The sequence below is a fragment of the Nonomuraea sp. NPDC050680 genome (assembly GCF_040654555.1).
In the GTDB taxonomy this organism is placed as follows: domain Bacteria; phylum Actinomycetota; class Actinomycetes; order Streptosporangiales; family Streptosporangiaceae; genus Nonomuraea.
In genome coordinates this window covers 64,890-80,984 of record NZ_JBFAIF010000021.1, presented here as the reverse complement: position 1 = coordinate 80,984, position 16,095 = coordinate 64,890, and the positions used below count along the sequence as shown (strand labels likewise).

The window sequence follows — 16,095 nt, the reverse complement described above, 5'->3', positions numbered from 1 at the left end:
TTTTGTCGTATTCGGCCGTCGTCATCAGGCGTCGTATTCAGCGGTTTCCCGCCAAGTCACGAAATTCGATCTTTGTGACGGGAGCCACCTCATGTCTTTTTCCATCGTCGTCGACGGCGTGTCCTTCGCCTGGTCCGATGGCACCCCTGTGCTCGACGGCCTCGACGCCGCCTTCCCGGCCGGGCGCACCGGCCTGATCGGGGCCAACGGCTCCGGCAAGTCCACGCTGCTCAGGATCATCGCCGGCGAGCTGGTCCCGCGTACCGGATCCGTCTCGGTCGTGGGAGAGGTGGGCTACCTGCCGCAGAACCTCTCCCTGAAATCCGCCCGTACCGTGTCCGACCTGCTCGGCATCGGCGCGGTCCGGGCGGCGCTGCACGCCATCGAGGCCGGTGACGTCGCCGAGGAGCACTTCACGGCCGTCGGCGACGACTGGGACGTGGAGGAGCGCGCGCGGGCCGAGCTGGACCGGCTCGGCCTCGGCCACGTGGGGCTCGACCGTACCGTCGCCACGCTGTCGGGCGGCGAGACCGTCATGGTCGCGCTGGCCGCCGAGTTCCTCAAGCGGCCCGACGTCCTGCTGCTCGACGAGCCCACCAACAACCTCGACCTCGACGCGCGGCGGCGGCTCTACGCCGCGGTCGCCGCGTGGCCGGGCGTGATGGTGATCGTCAGTCACGACCGCGCGCTGCTGGAACTCGTCGACCACATCGCCGACCTGCGCGAGGGCGCCGTCCGCCGCTATGGCGGCAACCTGGGCGCCTACGAGGAGATCCTCGCCGCCGAGCAGGAGGCCGCCGAACGCGGCGTCCGGGTCGCCGAGGCCGACGTGCAGCGGCAGCAGCGCGAGCTGATCGAGGCCCACACCAAGCTCGCCCAGCGCCGGCGTTATGGCAACAAGATGTACGCCAACAAGCGGGAACCGAAGATCATCATGCAGGCGCGCAAGCGCCAGGCCCAGGTGTCGGCGGGCAAGTACCGCAATATGCACACCGAGAAGCTGGAGGAGGCCCGTGACCGGCTGACCGAGGCCGAGCAGGCCGTCCGCGACGACGCGGAGATCCGCATCGAACTGCGGGAGACCACGGTGCCCGCCGGCCGCGTCGTCCTGGAACTCCCACTGTCCCGCAGGGCGCGTGACACCGATCAGGCGGACGGCCGGGTGCTGGCGGAACTGGTCGTGCGCGGACCCGAGCGGATCGCGTTGCTCGGCCCCAACGGGTCGGGCAAGACCACCCTGCTGCGGCACATCGTCGAACACGGGGCGAACGTCCCGGTCCGCTACCTGGCTCAGCGGCTCGACCTGCTCGACGACTCGCTGAGCGTGCTCGACAACGTCCGCGCGCTGGCGCCGTCCGCGCCGGTGAACGAGGTGCGCGCCCGCCTGGCACGGTTCCTGTTCCGGGGCGACCGGGTGGCGCGGCCGGTGGGCACGCTGTCGGGCGGCGAGCGGTTCCGCGCGACCCTGGCGGCGTTGCTGTCGGCGGAGCCGCCGCCGCAGCTGCTCCTGCTCGACGAACCGACCAACAATCTCGACCTGCCCAGCGTCCGCCAGCTGGCGCAGGCGCTCGCCGCCTACCGGGGGGCGCTGATCGTGGCCAGTCACGATCTGCCGTTCCTGGACATGCTCGGTTTGACCAGGTGGTTGCGCCAGGACCGCGAGGAGGGACTGACCGAATCGTAATTGACGGGTGGGGATCAATCCGGCGATAGTGTGGCACGTGGCTGCCCCTCGCTTGATCTGTTCCACGCTCGCGCTCGCGACCCTCACACTGGCCGCGTGCTCCGCCGCGCCCCAGCGGCCGAGCGGTGGCGAGGCCAGTGTGAGCGGCGTCGGCGGCGGTACCGGTTCGATCGTCGCGAACTCCGGTCCCGCCACCCCGCAGAGCAGCGGTCCGACCGGGCCGGCCGCGCTGACCGCCGAGGCGTACAAGAGCGAGCTGGGCACCAAGCACAAGGCCATGCTCGACGCGATCAACGCCATGGCCGGCGCCCGCACCGTCAAGACGCTCGACCAGCGCGTGCGGCGCGCCCAGGAGCAACTGCTGGGCGCCGCCAACGAGCTGGCCGCCATCGCGCCGCCCCAGGAGGTGCGCGCCCAGCACGACGCGTACGTGGCCAGCCTGCGCGAATTCGCCACCCAGCTCGGCACCACGGCGGGCAAGGTCGGCAGCCGCAACCTGTGCACCTCGTCGGCCGTGCTGACCGACCTGGGCGACCGCCTCGACTCGCTCGACCAGGCGGGCGAGGCGCTGCAGGGCGCCGGAGGCTATCCGGCCGACGTGGTCACGGTGAAGGCCAAGGGCAAGCAGTCGAGGCGGCTCGGCAACGGCCACTATCTACGCAAGACCAGCATGACGGGCCGCAGCTCGCTGCAGATCGACAACGGCGGCACCCGCGACGCGGTCGTCACCGTCATGAAGGGCAAGTCCACGGCGTTCAGCGTGTACGTGCGCAAGAAGGCGAAGTTCAAGGCCAGGGGCGTGCGCGACGGCAGCTACAAGATCTTCTTCACGCACGGCGTGGACTGGGACGGCAAGAGCAAGTCGTTCACCCGTGAGTGCAGCTTCGAGCGGTTCCAGAAGACGGTGAAGTTCAAGACCACGTTCACCGCCACGCAGATCCGCTGGCACGACTGGCGGGTCACGCTGCACGCCATCTCCGGCGGCAACGCCCGCACCTCCGACGTGGATCCGGAGCAGTTTCCGCACTGACGGGCAGTCCTGATGGGCCGGGGCCGCGCACTTGGAGTTGGAGTACGCGGCCCGCTGGATCGGGGGAGCAGACCGGATCAGGCCGAGACCGGATCAGGCCGAGACCGGATCAGGTCGAGAACAGCATGCCCACCCAGCTGCGCTGGCCACGGTGGTGGGAGCCGTAGTGGTGGCCGCCACCGTGCGGGGCGCCGTGCGGGGCGCCCCACGCCGGGCCGGGCGCGGGCGGCGGAGCGGCGTGGTACTGCGACTCCATCCGGGTCAGCGTCTCGAGCTCGCCATAGTCGAGGAAGATTCCCCGGCAGTTGTCGCACTGCTCGATGTGGACGCCATTACGCTCATATGTCCGCATATTGCCGCGGCACTTCGGGCACTGCATCTCACGCTCTCCTTGGCTTGGAGTTTAGGGAAGAACCTACCGCGCGAGACACCGTCACGCTCGGACGATTCTGTTGCACGACTCGATCAACGTATGCTCCACCTCGTCCAGTTCCCGATGCTCGCGGAAGGCGTTGAGCACCGCCACGGCGGCCAGTTGCACGGTCAGCGCCCGGGCGGGCAGGTCCAGCCGTTGCCACGGGTCGTCGCCCCGGCCGAGGGCGGGCCCGCCGGAGGCGAGGTAGGCGCCCAAGAACCGGTCCCAGACGACCGGATCGAGCAGCCCTGCGGCGTACCAGGCGGCCGGTCTGGCCAGGTCCCAGGCGGGGTCGCCGACGCCCAGGTCGTCGACGTCGATGAGCAGCCAGCGGTCGCGGCAGACGAGCTGGCCCAGGTGCCAGTCGCCGTGGGTGAGCAGGCCGGGGCCCGGCTCGGGTTCGGGCAGCTCGCTGAACGCCCGCCGTACGAGCTGCTCGACGGGACCGTCTCCGGGCATCCGCCGCACCGCGCGGGCGGCCCGAGCCGGTCCTCCGGCCGCGGGCAGCGGCGGTAACAGCGTCAGGGGTACGGCGTGTAACCGGGCGAGCAGCCTGGCCCCCTCCTCCCAGGGCGCGGCCTCGGGGGCGTCCTGGGATACCGGACGGCCCGCCGGCCACACCGTGACGGCGCGGCCCGCCACCGTCAGCACCTCGGGATCCAGCGGCGCCAGCATCAGGCCGCTGAGTGCCGCCGACGCGGCCGCGCGCAGCCTCGGCCGCAGCGACTCCACCTCATCGCGCGCCGAATGCGCCTTCACCACCACCTCGCCCCGGCGCAGGACCACCACGTCCGTACGTGTCGGATGGCGCACTACGTCGCCCGTGCCGCCATAAGCGCCGGCGATCCCCGCCAGCTCTTCCTCCAGAGCCACTCGTACAGACTAGGGGGCATGAGAATAGGTTTCGCCGTGCCCCAGTCCGGGCCGTGGGCCACGCCGGGCAACATGCGTCGCGTCGCCGCCCGCGCCGAGGAGCTGGGATATCACGAGCTCTGGACCTTCCAGCGGGTGCTCTATCCGGTGGGGCATCCGATGGGACCGACATATCGCAGCGTGCACGACCCGCTCGTCACGCTCGCCTACCTGGCGGGGGTGACCAGCACGATCCGGCTTGGCGTGGCGATCGTCAACGCCTTCGTCCAGCCGGTGCCGCTGGCCAAGCAGCTCGCGACGCTGCAGAGCCTCTCCATGGGCAGGCTGACGGCCGGGCTCGGGCTGGGGTGGCTGCGGGAGGAGTTCGAGGCGGCGGGGGTCGGCTTCGAGCACCGGGGGCGCAGGGGTGAGGAGTTCGTCCAGGTCCTGCGCAAAGCGTGGCAGGACGAGGTGGTCGAGCACCACGGGGAGTTCTACCAGGTGCCGCGCTCCCACATCGACCCCAAGCCGTCGCCGGCGCCGCCCATCCTGCTCGGCGGCACCGCCGATGTCGCACTCCGCCGGGCCGGACGGCTCGCGGACGGCTGGATCAGTTCGAGCCGGGAGGACCTGTCGGCGGTCGCCGGGCGGATCGAGCTGATCAGGTCGGCGGCCGCGGCGGCGGGCCGCCGCGACGCCGACGCGTTCCGCTTCGTCTGCCGGGGCGTGACCCGCGTACGCCCGGAAGGGGCGGAGGATCGGCAGCCACTGACGGGCACCTACGAGCAGATCAGGGCGGACGTCGGCGAACTGGCGGCTCAGGGCGTGACGGAGGTCTTCCACGACCTGAACTTCGACCCGGAGATCGTCACCTCCGACGCCAAGGAGGCGATGCGCCGCGCGGAGGAGGCCCTGGAAGCCCTGGCACCCTCCGCCTAAGGAACGGCCACCGCCTGCCCGACATCCCATCGGTCGCTCTCGTCGGTCGCCCGGCATGACCGCGCCGAGGCCACGTGCGCGGACTCTTCGCGGGGAAATAACGCTTCCTTGACACGTGATCATTCTGGGATCCATACTCCGTTCAAAGCGCTTCGATCAGCTTTCCGATGCCGCCCCTTCGATAGCCGGGCCTTGACTTTCCAGCTCGATTGTCAGCCCCCTTTTGTGTTCACGCACGGCACCCCCCAGAACGCAAGGAGTGACGTTTCGAAAATGCATCCGGGAACGTTAGGACGTAACGCACGGCGAGGGCTTTTCCTGGTTCTCGCCGTCATGCTGGTGGGGACGGTGGGCATCTCACCGGCATTCGCCCACTGGAACGGCACCGGCCAGGACATCGCCAGTATCCACATCTACCCTTACAGCTATAACAGCACCTGGCAGACGCCGATGAACAAGGCGCTGTCCAATTGGAACGCGACCGCGAGCCCGGCCAATTTCTACAAGAACTCGAATTCGGGTTCGACGATCACGGTGAAGTCCTACAGCAACACCTATTATGGGCACTATCAAAGGTGCGGCGGGAGTTGCATGTACGTCCGGCTGAACTCCCGGACGATCAACAGGGACGCGTCGAACTTCTCGAACTTCGTCACCAGCACGCTGGTCCACGAGCTCGGGCACGCGTTGAACCTCGCGCACAACTCGGGCACCTCGATCATGAATTCGAGCAGGAACCGCAACTCGATGACCAAGCCCCAGTCGCACGATGTCGCCGACGTCAACGCCTACTACTAAAGGAGGCCGACCAGTGCTACGGCGTCTTGGCGCGCTTGTCTTCGCCGCGGTGTTCGCGACCGCATGCTCGGCACATGAGGAACCCGTCCTCTATCGAGCCGACTATCCCCAATACCAAAGCGCCGATGCGCTCTTCGACAAGGCGACCCTGGTCGTCGAGGCCCGCATCGTCGGAGAGCCGCGTTATCTCCAGGAACAGGCGGAAGCCCCCGATCCCGCGGAGACAGATCCCAACCTCAATCCCAACGCGGGAGCCCCGGCCGAGGTGGCCGCTCAGCCCGAGGCCCCGCCGGCGGTCATCACCGTCTACACCGCCCAGGTGGTAAAGGTCTTCAAGGGTCAGGCCCAGGTGGGGCAGTCCATCGAGGTCAAGGAACTCGGGGGAGACTTCGAAGGTGTGACCTATGCGGAGGAACACACCACTCCGATGAACGAGGACAGCGGCTACGTCCTGTTCCTGGAAACCTACCCTGACTCGCCCGCCGCACTGCTCAACCCCGTCCAGGCGAAATATCCGCTGGACGCCTCCAGCAACCCCGCGTCGCTGCCGGAGAACCCTCTCAAGCTGACGCGTGCCGAACTGGAAACGATGTCTTAATTCAAAATACCAACCCCGAAGAGCCCGCCCTGTGCGGGCTCTTCGGCGCGTCGTGGATGGGCCGCAGGCCATGCCCGGAAATCCATTCCTCAGCTCGCCTCCTGCCGGGTCTGTGGGTGGGTGTGCAGGTGAAGGTCGCGGAGCAGGCACACCTCGGCCAGATGGTGGATCAGCTCACGGTTGATGTGCAGCACCAGCGCCGCCAGAGGACGCTCGGCGTACGGTCCCTCCGCCTCCCCGCACGGGCGGGCGAGGCCGGTTTCGCCGAGGGACTCGACCCCGGCCAGCCACGTGGCGTACTCCGCGTCGAGCTGGGCCAGTGCCGCGTCCGCGCTCTCGGCGTACTCGAACGACTGGTAGTCGGTGGGCGCGCGACCGAAGTGCGCGGCGTTGCGCACCGCGAGCACGCCGACGATCACGTGCCCGAGCCGCCAGGCGATCGTCGTCAACGGTGGTGGGTCGGGCATCGGCACCGCGAAGTCGATGGTCATCGCGCCGGACCCGGCCCGCGCCGGTGCGTCGCCGGTGCCGCGCGGGCGCACGCTCCAGCAGCCGGGCGCTGGCTCCCAGAAGTACTCGTCGTCGGTGAGCCCGTCGAGGCGATCGCGCAGCTGCGTGGTCCAGTGCGCGGAGAGCTGCTCTCGGAGCAGGGGGTTCCAGGTCTGGTCGGTCATGGTTTCAGCCTCCTGCATATAGCGGACAGGATCGTTCCGTGATCTGTGGAACGATGAGCGCGCGACCGTCGACCGGCTGACGGACCGCGCCGCGCCGCGCCGCCGTACAGCGGCCCGAGCATCGTGAGAACCACGACCACCGGCCACTCCTCAGGCAACCGAGCACCCTGTTCAGTTCTGTCCGGAAAGAGTCTTTCGGACCGACCTGACATCATGTACGCGGCAGAGTCGATCTGGCTCGGGCACCGACAGGAGATGGTGGCGCACGTGTCGCTGGGCTTCGATCTGGGGAACGGCGGTTTCCACGACGCGGTGGGGCTCCTCAGCGACATGCGGGAGAGTATGTACTCGCTTCTCAGCATGGGAGATCACGTCGCCCTGCCACCGCTCGCCCTCGGCGCGGCCGGGGAGTGGCCGGCCCGGCACCGCTACAACGACATCTGGGACTCGTTGCGGACGGAGTTCCATGCCGGCATCCAGGTGGCGGATGACCTGTGTGATCGGGCGTTCACGTCCGCGCGGACGCTCACAGCGGCAGAGAGCGCCGCCGAACGGGCCGTGCTCGACGCGGCACCGGCTTCACGAGCCTGAAGACCACTGCCTGAGGAAACCCGCCCCGAGTGCCGGGCCGGCGGCGAGCCGCATTCAATCACCCGTGTGCTTTCAGCCCGTAGGCGTGATCACTGCCATTTCATAGAGCTTCGGGTCGTCCAGTAGGTCTGGGGGGACTCGGTCAGCATGGCCAGGCGCTCGTCCAGTTCCGCATCCCAGCCGACCCGCGTCGCGGTCATGTTGCTGTGAAACTGATCCACCGAGGCGGCCCCGCTGAGCACCACGCCGGCCCACGGTTGCGCGAGGACGGCGGCCAAGGCCAGTGCGTCCGGTGTGGCACCGCGTTCCCGGGCGGCACGGGCGAGCGCGGGAGGGGCGGCGTGGGAGGTCAGGCGGCCGTTCGCCACGCCCTCCTTGACGATCACGCCCAGGCCGGCCCGGTGCGCCCGGGCCAAGGCGGGGCCGGCGGATCGCTCCAGCAGGTTCCAGGTGGCCTGGACCGTGTCGAACAGGCCGACCTCGCTCGCCCGGTCGATGGTGTCGGCCTGGTGCGGGCCGGTAGTGGACAGACCGACCGAGACGCCCCCGGCGCGCAACTCGCGTAGTTCGGCCAGGATGTCCTCATCGCCGAGCACACCGCTTTCGACGGTGGCCGAGTGGATCTGGTAGAGCGACAGGTGCTCGCCCAGCAGTGCTCGGGTCTGGGCCAGCTGGTGGCGCAGCCGGTCGGCGGACAGTTCCTTCACCTCATGCTGGTCGGCTTCCATCCGCCAGTCGCCGACGTAGGCGTACCCCCATTTCGACCCCACGGTCACGGCCCCGGGCGCGATGGCGCGCTCACGCAGCCAGCCGGACAGGAACTCCTCGGCTCTGCCGTAGGAGCGGGCCACGTCGAAGTACCGTATGCCGGCCGCCAGCGCCGCATCCAGCACCGCCCAGGTCCGCGTCCGCATCGCGGCGACGCTGCGATCATCGCCGAGATCCTCCTCCCGGCCGAGGGTGATGTACGCCGGCCGGCCCAGCGCGGCCAACCCGATCCCCACCGGAGTGACCGGCAACCCGCTCCGCCCCATCGGCCGCACAGTCAGCTCATCACGCATCTCGGCGCCTCCGCTTTCCTAGTCGGTACGTCCCGTACCCCACATGGTTCCCGCGCTCCTGGTCCTTCGGCGGCGGCGATCACTTGGCCATCGATCCGGACAAATCTCGTGATACATGGCCGAACGCAGTTACGATCTTACTCACTGTGGACTATCGTGACGTTCTGGAAATTTCGGTTTCCCGATTCCCATCGTTCCGCCGAGACCGAGGATGCCCATGACGCCTGGCCCCGCCATGCCTCAGTCTGAACCGCGTCAGGCGCTCAACCGTGCCGGCGTCGCGGAAGGGCGCGCGTCACACCGACGCGGTCCCAGCCGGCCGTTGCGCGAAACCCCCGCGCGCCGCTAGCGCAGGCTCTCCGGCGGCCAAGAGCTCGCCGCCGGCTTCCCCCCGAACACAGGATCGCCATGCCGCCTGACTCCTTCAACGTGCCGATGATGATCGGCGCCGCCGTTCTCGCCCTCGCCCTTGTGGGCGTCCTGATCCTCCATATGCGTCTACGCCGCGACCTCGCCCAGGCCCGTGGGCAGGTCGTTCAGGCCCGTCAGGCGCAGGAGCACCTGACGGGCGAGTCCAGCGCCAGGGACCAGCGGCTGGTGCGGGCGGAGCGCCACGCCAAGGAGAGCGCGGAACTGCTGCGCGAGGCACGCGCCCAGCAGGATCTCGTGCACGCCGAGACCGAGTACCTGATCTCGAAGCGGATTCCCGCCCTGCTGTCGCACCTACGTGCCCCGCACGTGATCGTGCCCGGCGTACAGAACCCGGCGCTCGCCGGCACGAACGTCGAAAGGCTGCACCGCGCCATCCTCGACACGCTCACTCGCGGCGTCCGCGAGGAGGGCGAGCGCATCGACGAGGCGGCCCAGGCGGTCGTCAGAGGCGCGATATCCCGCGTGCAGACCCAGGCACTACGCGCCCAGGACCTGCTCGCGGACGTGCAACAGCGCTACAGCGGCGACGAGCACACCGCGCTGCTGCGCGAGGTGCTGGGGCTCGACATGTTCAACGAACTCATCATCCGTCGCGTGCAGGTCACCGGCATCGCCTGCGGCGCCACGCCCGGCCTGTCGCGTGACGACACCTACCTGGTGGACCTCATGGTGGGCGCGATCTCGCGGGTGGAGAACTTCGAGCAGCGCATCGAGGGCCCGGCCAACCACCTGCGCCGCCGGATCGGGGTCGCCGCCCGCGCGGCGGAGTCGATCCTTTTCACCACCGCCGAGCTGCTCGCCAACGCGGTGCACCACTCCCACGGCACGCTGAAGGTGACCATCGCCGTGCACGAGACTAACAACGGCGCCGCCATCGTCATCGACGACGCCGGCGTCGGCCTCAACGAGGAGCAGTACGCCCGCGCGACCCGCCTGCTGAGCGGCACCCACCCGGTCCGCCTCGTCGACCTGGGCAACCCGCCCCGCACCGGCTGGGCCGCGATCGGTCGCCAGGTCGCGCACTACGGCATGCAGGTCACGCTCAAGAAGAGCGCCTTCGGCGGCGTCCAGGCCGTGTTGAGCATCCCCACAGCCCTGCTGGTGGAGATGCCCGAGGGCAGCAGGCCGTCGGTGCTGGCACCCGAGCCGGTCCGCGCCCCCGTTCCGACCGCCGCCACGGTCATCCGATCGGAACCCGCGGCCGCCTTCCGACCGGAGCCCGTCGCCTCCTCCGTACGGCCCGAGCCGGTCGAAGCGCGCCGTCCGGAACCCGCGACGGGGCCCCGGCAACGGCATGAGCAGACGGAGGATCTGGCGCCGCTGCCGCAGCGCCGACGGCAGCCGGCGCGTGCCGCGTCCGGCTCCAGGCCCACCGGCGGACCGGGCGGCTCCGGAGACTCTGACGACTCGGGCGGCAGGTTGCTCACCACCCCGGAAGAGGCCCAGAAGCGGTGGGGAGACTTCCAGGTCGGGGCCGAAGCGGGCCGCCGCGAAGCGCTCCCGCCCCAGCAGCATGACAACACCGAAGGGAATTGACCGCTCCATGGACACTCACAGTGCGTCCGGTCGTGTTCAGACCAAGGGTCGCCCGTTGTCCCTCGACGTGTCCTGGGTCCTGTCGCCTCTGCTGGCACTGCCCGGAGTCACCCGCGGCGTGGTGCTGAGCCGTGACGGGCTCATCCTCGGTGGCTCGGCCGACGTCAGCGCCGAGAGCGGTGAGCGTGCCGCCGCCATGACGAGCTCCGTCCTGGGAGCCGCCCGCGCCCTGTGCGACGGTCTCAGCAACGGCACCGAGGGCGAGGTGGTCGACATCGTCATCTCCGCCGGCAGCGGCTACTACTACGTCGCCCCGGCCGGAGACCGCGCCGCCATCGTCGTCGCCGCCACCGGAGCGGTCAACATCGGCTCGCTGGCCTACGAGGTGCAGCTCCAGGTGCAGAAGCTGATCAAGGCTCTCAACGAGGCCAGCGCGGCCAGGGTGCCGGGCGTCCGGACATGACCTCCGGACGGCAGCGGCGGCGGGTCGTCCCGGACTACATGGCCGCCGCGAGGTTGACCGTGCCCGAGCACATCACCGTCGAACGCACGACCCTGGTCTCCATCGTGCCCGACGCCGCCACCGAGGGGCTCGACCCTCCGGGGTCGCATCTCCTGGCCCTGCTGCGAGACGGGCCATTGTCGGTGTACGAATGCGCCGCGCATCTGGGCCTGCCGTACTGCGTGGTGCGGTTGCTGGTCGCCGGGCTCGTCGGCGGCGGAACGCTGCTGACCCGCGATCCGCCCATCGCCGACCTGCCGGACATCGAGATCTTGGAGTTGGTGCTCAGTGGCCTCCGCGCTCTCTGACAGCCGTATCAGTACCGAACACATCCCGGTCAAGCTGGTCATCGCGGGGCCGTTCGGCGTAGGCAAGACGACCATCGTGAGCGCGCTCTCGGAGATCAAGCCCCTCAACACCGAGGAGGTGCTCACCGAGGCGGGCACGCTGGTCGATGACCTCACCGGCGTGAACGAGAAGACGACCACGACCACCGCGATCGACTTCGGCCGTCTCACCCTGCCGGGTGTGGTGCTCTACCTGTTCGGGGCGCCGGGACAGACCCGGTTCCAGGTCCTGTGGGAGGAGCTGGTCCGCGGCGCGCTGGGCGTGCTGGTGCTGGCCGACACCCGCCGCATCGACGACAGCTTCGCCGTACTCGACCTGGTGGAGAACTCCGGCATCCGCTACGCGGTGGCCGTCAACCACTTCGCCGACTCGCCGGATTACCCGCTGGAAACCGTCCGCAAGGCGCTCGACCTGGACCCGAGCACGCCGCTGGTGGTGTGCGACGCCCGCGACCCCGCCTCCGCCCGCGCCTCGCTGATCGCGCTGGTGGAGCACATCAGAGAGCTGGTACTGACATGACCCTGCGCTACATGCCCGACGCCGGGCGCCTGTACGGGGAGGAATATGCCAGGGACCCGCAGGCGGTCTATGCGGAGCTGCGCCGACGGCACGGCGCGGTCGCGCCCGTGGAGATCGCCCCGGGCATCGAGGCCCATCTGGTGATCGGCTATCAGGCCGCCCTGGACGTGCTCACCAACTCCGGCGGTGTCTGGAGCAAGAACCCCAGCGCCTGGCAGACCCGGCTCCCGGACACTCCGGACGCCGCGGGAATGATCGCCATGCTCGGCTACCGGCCCAACGCGCTGTACTCCGACGGGGCCGAGCACGCCCGCTACCGGAAGGTGATCTCCGACTGCTTCACGCTGGTCCAGCCGCACAAGCTGCGCCAGATGGTGATCGAGGTGTCCGACTCGCTCATCACCCAGTTCGCCGCGAAGGGCGAGGCCGACCTGGCCGCCGAGTTCGCCCGGCCCATCCCGCTGCGTATCTTCAACCTGCTCTTCGGGCGGCCCGACTCCGACAGCGTCGGCCTGAGCAAGGCCCTGTCGGACATGATGGAGGCGGACGGGGAGGTGGGCGCGCGGGGCAGCGATGAGTTCAGCCGCTACATCGGCGAGCTGGTCCAGGCCAAGTACGCCCAGCGGGGCGACGACCTGACCTCCTGGTTCATCGATCATCCAGCCGGGTTGGAGGTCGAAGAGCTGATGCAGGCCTTGGTGCTCGTACTGGCCGCGGGCTTCGACGCCACGTCCAGTCTGATCTCCAATGCGATCTCCCGGATGGTCAGTGACGACCGCTACTACAGCTCCCTCTCCAACGGCGCGCTCAGCACGTACGACGCCCTGATGGAAGCCCTGCGCGCCGAGCCCGCCATGGCGAACTACGGCCCGTACTTCGTGCGCCGGCCCGTGCACTTCCACGGCACCTGGATCCAGCCGGCCGAGCTGGTCCTCGTCTCCTATGCCGCGGCCAACACCGAGCCTGTCAACGTGCCTGAGGAACTGCGCTCCGACGGCGGCGCGTACCTGGGCTTCGGCGCCGGGCCGCACCGCTGCCCGGCCAGCGACCCGGCCTTGCTCATCGCCATGACCGCGATCGAGCGCCTGACCTCTCACCTGTGCGACCTCGAACTGACCGTGCCGCGCGAGGAACTGCTGTGGCGGCCGGGTCCGTTCCACCGGTCGCTGGCGCACCTGCCGGTGCGCTTCACCCCCATCCGCCCCGATCAGCCGGGAGAATCCCCTTGGGCGCCGCACTCCCCGTCGTCCTCGACCCCTTCGGCGCCGATCTCCCCGCCGAAGTCCGCCGGCTATGTGACCTCGGCCCCCTGGTCCTCTTGAACTCCTCGCGGGCGTGAACTGAAGGCCGGAGCACTACGGACGAATTTGGTAGAACTCACGAGACCGAAGCGGGTGATCTGCGAGCTGTCGAACCTCCGCCGAGCCGACGTGCGCCACTACGGTCGCGGACCGCTGCCGCATCCGTCTCCTCAGCGGACAAGACCGAGCAGCAAGGCGTTCCACTGCGCATCCGCCTGCCTGGCATTCCATCGGTCGCTTTCGTCGATGATCCACTCGCTCGGCCCGAATCGGGTGCGTCGGATGAACCGTTGGCCGCCCGTCTGGCACAGTTCGCAGGAGGGGCTGCTGCACTCGCACGTCCACGCGATGACGCGCACGTTACGGCCGTGGTCACGCGGTGCGTTCCACGTCAGTCGCTCGGCATGCGACTGTGCGGGGGACGTGTGCGGGCTGATGCAGTGGGGAGGAAACCACGCTTGATCAATTGTCCAGGACACTCCGGGGCACCTCATTTCACGCCCTCACGTCCTTGACGCACAGGCGGACGATGTGCCGTTCTTTGCGGACATCTCCGCCCACACCACCCGCCGCCGGTGATCGCCGGATGGTAGGACTGCGGCAAAGTCTGGAGGCGCTTTCTTCTGTCTATGAGCTCTCGTTGGACGAGTGGACAGCGCTCGAGATCGCCCGACACGAGATTCACTAGTACGGCAGTCACCATTCGTGACTGGCAGGTTCGTCGCCGACGACCGCATGAGCACTTCAGCCCGCGAGTCGCAGCGCCTCCTCGGCGACCGCGTGGCGCAGGCCGCGGATGCCGTCGCGGCCTCGCACCGGGTGTACGGCGTTCGTCAGCAGCACCACGGTCAACCCGCGAACCGGGTCGACGACCAGTGAGGTGCCGGTGAACCCGGAATGGCCGAAGGCGGCGCGCAGCGGGCCCACGATGGCCGGGTCGCCGATCCGTACGCCGAGCCCGTGCCGGAACGCGGCGCCCTCCGCTCCCTGGTCGCGGACCATCTCGGCCACGGTCTCCGGGCGCAGCAGCGGGCCGCCGCCCAGCCGCAGTGTCTCGCCGAACGCCAGCAGGTCGTCGGCCGTCGCGAACACGCCCGCGTGCCCCGCCACGCCGCCCAGGCCGTAGGCGGTCTCGTCGTGCACCTCGCCGCGCACACAGCCAGGTCCCTGGCGCTCGGGCTTCCACTCGGTGGCGGCGATCCGCGGAAGCGTCGCCGGGCCCGGGCGGTAGCCGGTGTCGCTCAGGCCGAGCACGCCGGTGACCCGTTCGCCGACCAGCGCGTCCAGCGGCGCGCCGCCCGCCAGTTCGGCGATGCGGCCCACCATGACCATGCCCACGTCCGTGTACAGGTACGGCCCGCCGACCGGGCCGGTGACCGGGGTCCCGACCATCGCCGCCATGCGCGCGGCCGGATCGGCGTCGGGCAGTTCGAGGTCGATGCGGCGGGTGGGTTGGAGACCGGCCGTGTGCGTGAGCAGGCGCCGCAGGGTGACCCGAGGATCGGCGCCCGGCAGCCAGGCCGTCACCGGCTCGTCGAGGTCCAGGCGGCCCTCCTCGGCCAGCGACAGCACCACGGTCGTGGTGAACAGCTTGCTGATGGAGGCCAGGTCGAAGACCGAGTCGCGGGCCGCCGCCGGCCGGTCGGCGGTCAGGGTGTGCTCGAGGTCGGCATAGCGGACGAGCTCCCCGGCGACGGCCGAGGCCGCCACCGAGCCGTCCACGGAGATGATCGCCACCGCCGCCGAGCACACGCGCGGCACCCCGTCCGCCAGGATCGCGTCCAGCCGATCGGACATCGTTCAGCCTCCCCGTAAGTCCACCAGCTCGTGGGTTCACCGCGCCCACGAGCGGTTCCGGTCAGCGCGGGCGCCGCCCCGTCAGCGCGGTCATGAACCGCTCAGCCGGTCAGCTGCTCAGCGCGTCGCTGAGTCGCTCGCCGTGCGATTCCAGCAGGGCGCGGGCCCCGCCGGCGTCCAGCCCGTGCCGGATCATCAGCACCGCTATCTTCGCCTGTCCGCCCGCCGCGTCCAGCGCCTTGCCCGCCGTGTCGTGGTCGGCACCGGTGATGTCGCGCACCATGCGGAGCGCCCGGTCCGCCAGCTTGCTGTTCATCGCCGACATCTCGATCATCTTGTTGCCGTACGTACGGCCGAGCCGGACCATGGAGATGGTGGAGATCATGTTGAGCACCAGCTTCTGAGCCGTGCCCGCCTTGAGCCGGGTGGAGCCGGTCACCACCTCGGGACCCACCACCACCTCGATCGCGTGTTCAGCGGCGGCCGACAAGGGCGCGCCGTCGTTGCACGAAAGGCTGACGGTCAGCGCGTCCCGCCGGGCCGCCTCCGCCAGCGCGCCGAGCACGAAAGGGGCCCGTCCGCTGGCCGACACGCCCACCACCGAGTCGAGCGGGCCCACCTCCAGCTCCGCGAGCGAGGCGGCGCCCGCGGCGGCGTCGTCCTCCGCGCCCTCGACGGAACGGGTGAGCGCGTCCGGTCCGCCCGCGATGATGCCCTGGACGAGCGACGGATCGGTGCCGAACGTCGGTGGGCACTCGGAGGCGTCGAGCACGGCCAGCCGCCCCGACGTACCGGCGCCGACGTACAGCAGCCGCCCGCCCTCGGCCATGCGCGCGGCGATCGCGTCGATGGCGGCGGAGATGACCGGGATCGCGACGGCGACCGCGGCGGGCACGGCGGCGTCGGCCTGGTTCATCAGCCGGGCGACCTGCTCTGTCGGCAGCCGGTCGATCTGGCTGTAGCGGGGATCGCTCTGTTCGGTGGGCAGCTCGGGGAGCGGATCAATCATGACGCTAAT

General features: G+C 69.7%; 17 protein-coding genes. 11 read left to right on the top strand and 6 right to left on the bottom strand.

All coding sequences use genetic code 11. The features are described 5' to 3' along the window. Positions 1–91 precede the first annotated feature (91 nt). Positions 92–1,684, top strand: coding sequence for an ABC-F family ATP-binding cassette domain-containing protein (locus AB0H88_RS42400; protein ID WP_357654291.1), 1,593 nt, complete (start codon positions 92–94; stop codon positions 1,682–1,684). A 37-nt stretch (positions 1,685–1,721) separates the two neighbouring features. Then, positions 1,722–2,714 carry a hypothetical protein gene (locus tag AB0H88_RS42395; RefSeq protein ID WP_357654289.1) on the top strand — a complete coding sequence of 331 codons (993 nt, stop codon included), beginning with the start codon at positions 1,722–1,724 and terminating at the stop codon, positions 2,712–2,714. A 109-nt stretch (positions 2,715–2,823) separates the two neighbouring features. Here AB0H88_RS42395 and AB0H88_RS42390 read toward each other — a convergent pair whose 3' ends face one another. Together AB0H88_RS42390 and AB0H88_RS42385 are read right to left on the bottom strand one after the other, a co-directional pair. Beyond that, the gene (locus AB0H88_RS42390; protein ID WP_357654287.1) at positions 2,824–3,093 is read right to left on the bottom strand and encodes a zf-TFIIB domain-containing protein; all 270 of its coding nucleotides are present in this window, start codon (positions 3,091–3,093) and stop codon (positions 2,824–2,826) included. A 54-nt stretch (positions 3,094–3,147) separates the two neighbouring features. After that, entirely contained in the window at positions 3,148–4,002 is an 855-nt protein-coding gene (locus tag AB0H88_RS42385) for a phosphotransferase (RefSeq protein ID WP_357654285.1), read from the bottom strand. Between the two features lie 18 nt (positions 4,003–4,020). Between AB0H88_RS42385 and AB0H88_RS42380 the strand changes: the two genes are divergently transcribed. From AB0H88_RS42380 to AB0H88_RS42370, 3 genes are all read left to right on the top strand, one after another. Then, positions 4,021–4,920: a TIGR03619 family F420-dependent LLM class oxidoreductase gene (locus AB0H88_RS42380; RefSeq protein ID WP_357654283.1), complete on the top strand. Its 900-nt coding sequence runs from the start codon at positions 4,021–4,023 to the stop codon at positions 4,918–4,920. Positions 4,921–5,253: 333 nt separating this feature from the next. Next, entirely contained in the window at positions 5,254–5,718 is a 465-nt protein-coding gene (locus AB0H88_RS42375) for a hypothetical protein (RefSeq protein ID WP_357654281.1), read from the top strand. A 49-nt stretch (positions 5,719–5,767) separates the two neighbouring features. Further along, the gene (locus AB0H88_RS42370) at positions 5,768–6,316 is read left to right on the top strand and encodes a hypothetical protein (protein WP_357654279.1); all 549 of its coding nucleotides are present in this window, start codon (positions 5,768–5,770) and stop codon (positions 6,314–6,316) included. A gap of 89 nt (positions 6,317–6,405) precedes the next feature. Here AB0H88_RS42370 and AB0H88_RS42365 read toward each other — a convergent pair whose 3' ends face one another. After that, positions 6,406–6,990, bottom strand: coding sequence for a DinB family protein (locus AB0H88_RS42365; protein ID WP_357654277.1), 585 nt, complete (start codon positions 6,988–6,990; stop codon positions 6,406–6,408). Between the two features lie 213 nt (positions 6,991–7,203). Between AB0H88_RS42365 and AB0H88_RS42360 the strand changes: the two genes are divergently transcribed. Further along, a complete protein-coding gene (locus AB0H88_RS42360; RefSeq protein WP_357654275.1) occupies positions 7,204–7,581 on the top strand; it encodes a hypothetical protein in 378 nt (125 codons plus the stop codon). Positions 7,582–7,670: 89 nt separating this feature from the next. Here the strand turns inward: AB0H88_RS42360 and AB0H88_RS42355 are convergent, their stop codons facing one another. Further along, positions 7,671–8,642 carry an aldo/keto reductase gene (locus tag AB0H88_RS42355; RefSeq protein WP_357654273.1) on the bottom strand — a complete coding sequence of 324 codons (972 nt, stop codon included), beginning with the start codon at positions 8,640–8,642 and terminating at the stop codon, positions 7,671–7,673. A gap of 408 nt (positions 8,643–9,050) precedes the next feature. Here AB0H88_RS42355 and AB0H88_RS42350 point away from each other — a divergent pair, with 408 nt between their 5' ends. Genes AB0H88_RS42350 through AB0H88_RS42330 form a run of 5 tightly spaced genes read left to right on the top strand, consistent with a single transcriptional unit; the run spans position 9,051 to position 13,301 of the window. Next, positions 9,051–10,610: a hypothetical protein gene (locus AB0H88_RS42350; RefSeq protein ID WP_357654272.1), complete on the top strand. Its 1,560-nt coding sequence runs from the start codon at positions 9,051–9,053 to the stop codon at positions 10,608–10,610. A 55-nt stretch (positions 10,611–10,665) separates the two neighbouring features. Next, positions 10,666–11,073 carry a roadblock/LC7 domain-containing protein gene (locus AB0H88_RS42345; RefSeq protein ID WP_357654271.1) on the top strand — a complete coding sequence of 136 codons (408 nt, stop codon included), beginning with the start codon at positions 10,666–10,668 and terminating at the stop codon, positions 11,071–11,073. Further along, on the top strand, positions 11,070–11,420 hold the full coding sequence (locus AB0H88_RS42340; RefSeq protein WP_357654269.1) for a DUF742 domain-containing protein: 351 nt from the start codon (positions 11,070–11,072) through the stop codon (positions 11,418–11,420). The genes AB0H88_RS42345 and AB0H88_RS42340 overlap by 4 nt, the downstream gene beginning before the upstream one ends. Beyond that, positions 11,401–11,979 carry an ATP/GTP-binding protein gene (locus AB0H88_RS42335; RefSeq protein ID WP_357654268.1) on the top strand — a complete coding sequence of 193 codons (579 nt, stop codon included), beginning with the start codon at positions 11,401–11,403 and terminating at the stop codon, positions 11,977–11,979. The genes AB0H88_RS42340 and AB0H88_RS42335 overlap by 20 nt, the downstream gene beginning before the upstream one ends. Then, complete coding sequence (locus tag AB0H88_RS42330) at positions 11,976–13,301, top strand: cytochrome P450 (RefSeq protein ID WP_357654266.1); 1,326 nt, start codon at positions 11,976–11,978, stop codon at positions 13,299–13,301. Before AB0H88_RS42335 ends, AB0H88_RS42330 begins: the two co-directional genes overlap by 4 nt. Before the next feature lie 723 nt (positions 13,302–14,024). Here AB0H88_RS42330 and AB0H88_RS42325 read toward each other — a convergent pair. Continuing rightward, complete coding sequence (locus tag AB0H88_RS42325; RefSeq protein WP_357654264.1) at positions 14,025–15,077, bottom strand: serine hydrolase domain-containing protein; 1,053 nt, start codon at positions 15,075–15,077, stop codon at positions 14,025–14,027. Positions 15,078–15,186: 109 nt separating this feature from the next. Next, positions 15,187–16,086 (bottom strand): N-acetylmuramic acid 6-phosphate etherase, encoded by a 900-nt coding sequence (murQ, locus tag AB0H88_RS42320; RefSeq protein ID WP_357654262.1) that lies wholly within the window; start codon positions 16,084–16,086, stop codon positions 15,187–15,189. Between the last annotated feature and the right edge of the window lie 9 nt (positions 16,087–16,095).

Coding starts and splice junctions, on each gene's coding strand:
- AB0H88_RS42400 (WP_357654291.1), top strand. CDS start 92: ATGTCTTTTTCCATCGTCGTCGACGGCGTGTCCTTCGCCTGGTCCGAT.
- AB0H88_RS42390 (WP_357654287.1), bottom strand. CDS start 3,093: ATGCAGTGCCCGAAGTGCCGCGGCAATATGCGGACATATGAGCGTAAT.
- AB0H88_RS42380 (WP_357654283.1), top strand. CDS start 4,021: ATGAGAATAGGTTTCGCCGTGCCCCAGTCCGGGCCGTGGGCCACGCCG.
- AB0H88_RS42375 (WP_357654281.1), top strand. CDS start 5,254: ATGCTGGTGGGGACGGTGGGCATCTCACCGGCATTCGCCCACTGGAAC.
- AB0H88_RS42365 (WP_357654277.1), bottom strand. CDS start 6,990: ATGACCGACCAGACCTGGAACCCCCTGCTCCGAGAGCAGCTCTCCGCG.
- AB0H88_RS42360 (WP_357654275.1), top strand. CDS start 7,204: ATGTACGCGGCAGAGTCGATCTGGCTCGGGCACCGACAGGAGATGGTG.
- AB0H88_RS42355 (WP_357654273.1), bottom strand. CDS start 8,642: ATGCGTGATGAGCTGACTGTGCGGCCGATGGGGCGGAGCGGGTTGCCG.
- AB0H88_RS42350 (WP_357654272.1), top strand. CDS start 9,051: ATGCCGCCTGACTCCTTCAACGTGCCGATGATGATCGGCGCCGCCGTT.
- AB0H88_RS42340 (WP_357654269.1), top strand. CDS start 11,070: ATGACCTCCGGACGGCAGCGGCGGCGGGTCGTCCCGGACTACATGGCC.
- AB0H88_RS42330 (WP_357654266.1), top strand. CDS start 11,976: ATGACCCTGCGCTACATGCCCGACGCCGGGCGCCTGTACGGGGAGGAA.
- AB0H88_RS42325 (WP_357654264.1), bottom strand. CDS start 15,077: ATGTCCGATCGGCTGGACGCGATCCTGGCGGACGGGGTGCCGCGCGTG.
- murQ (WP_357654262.1), bottom strand. CDS start 16,086: ATGATTGATCCGCTCCCCGAGCTGCCCACCGAACAGAGCGATCCCCGC.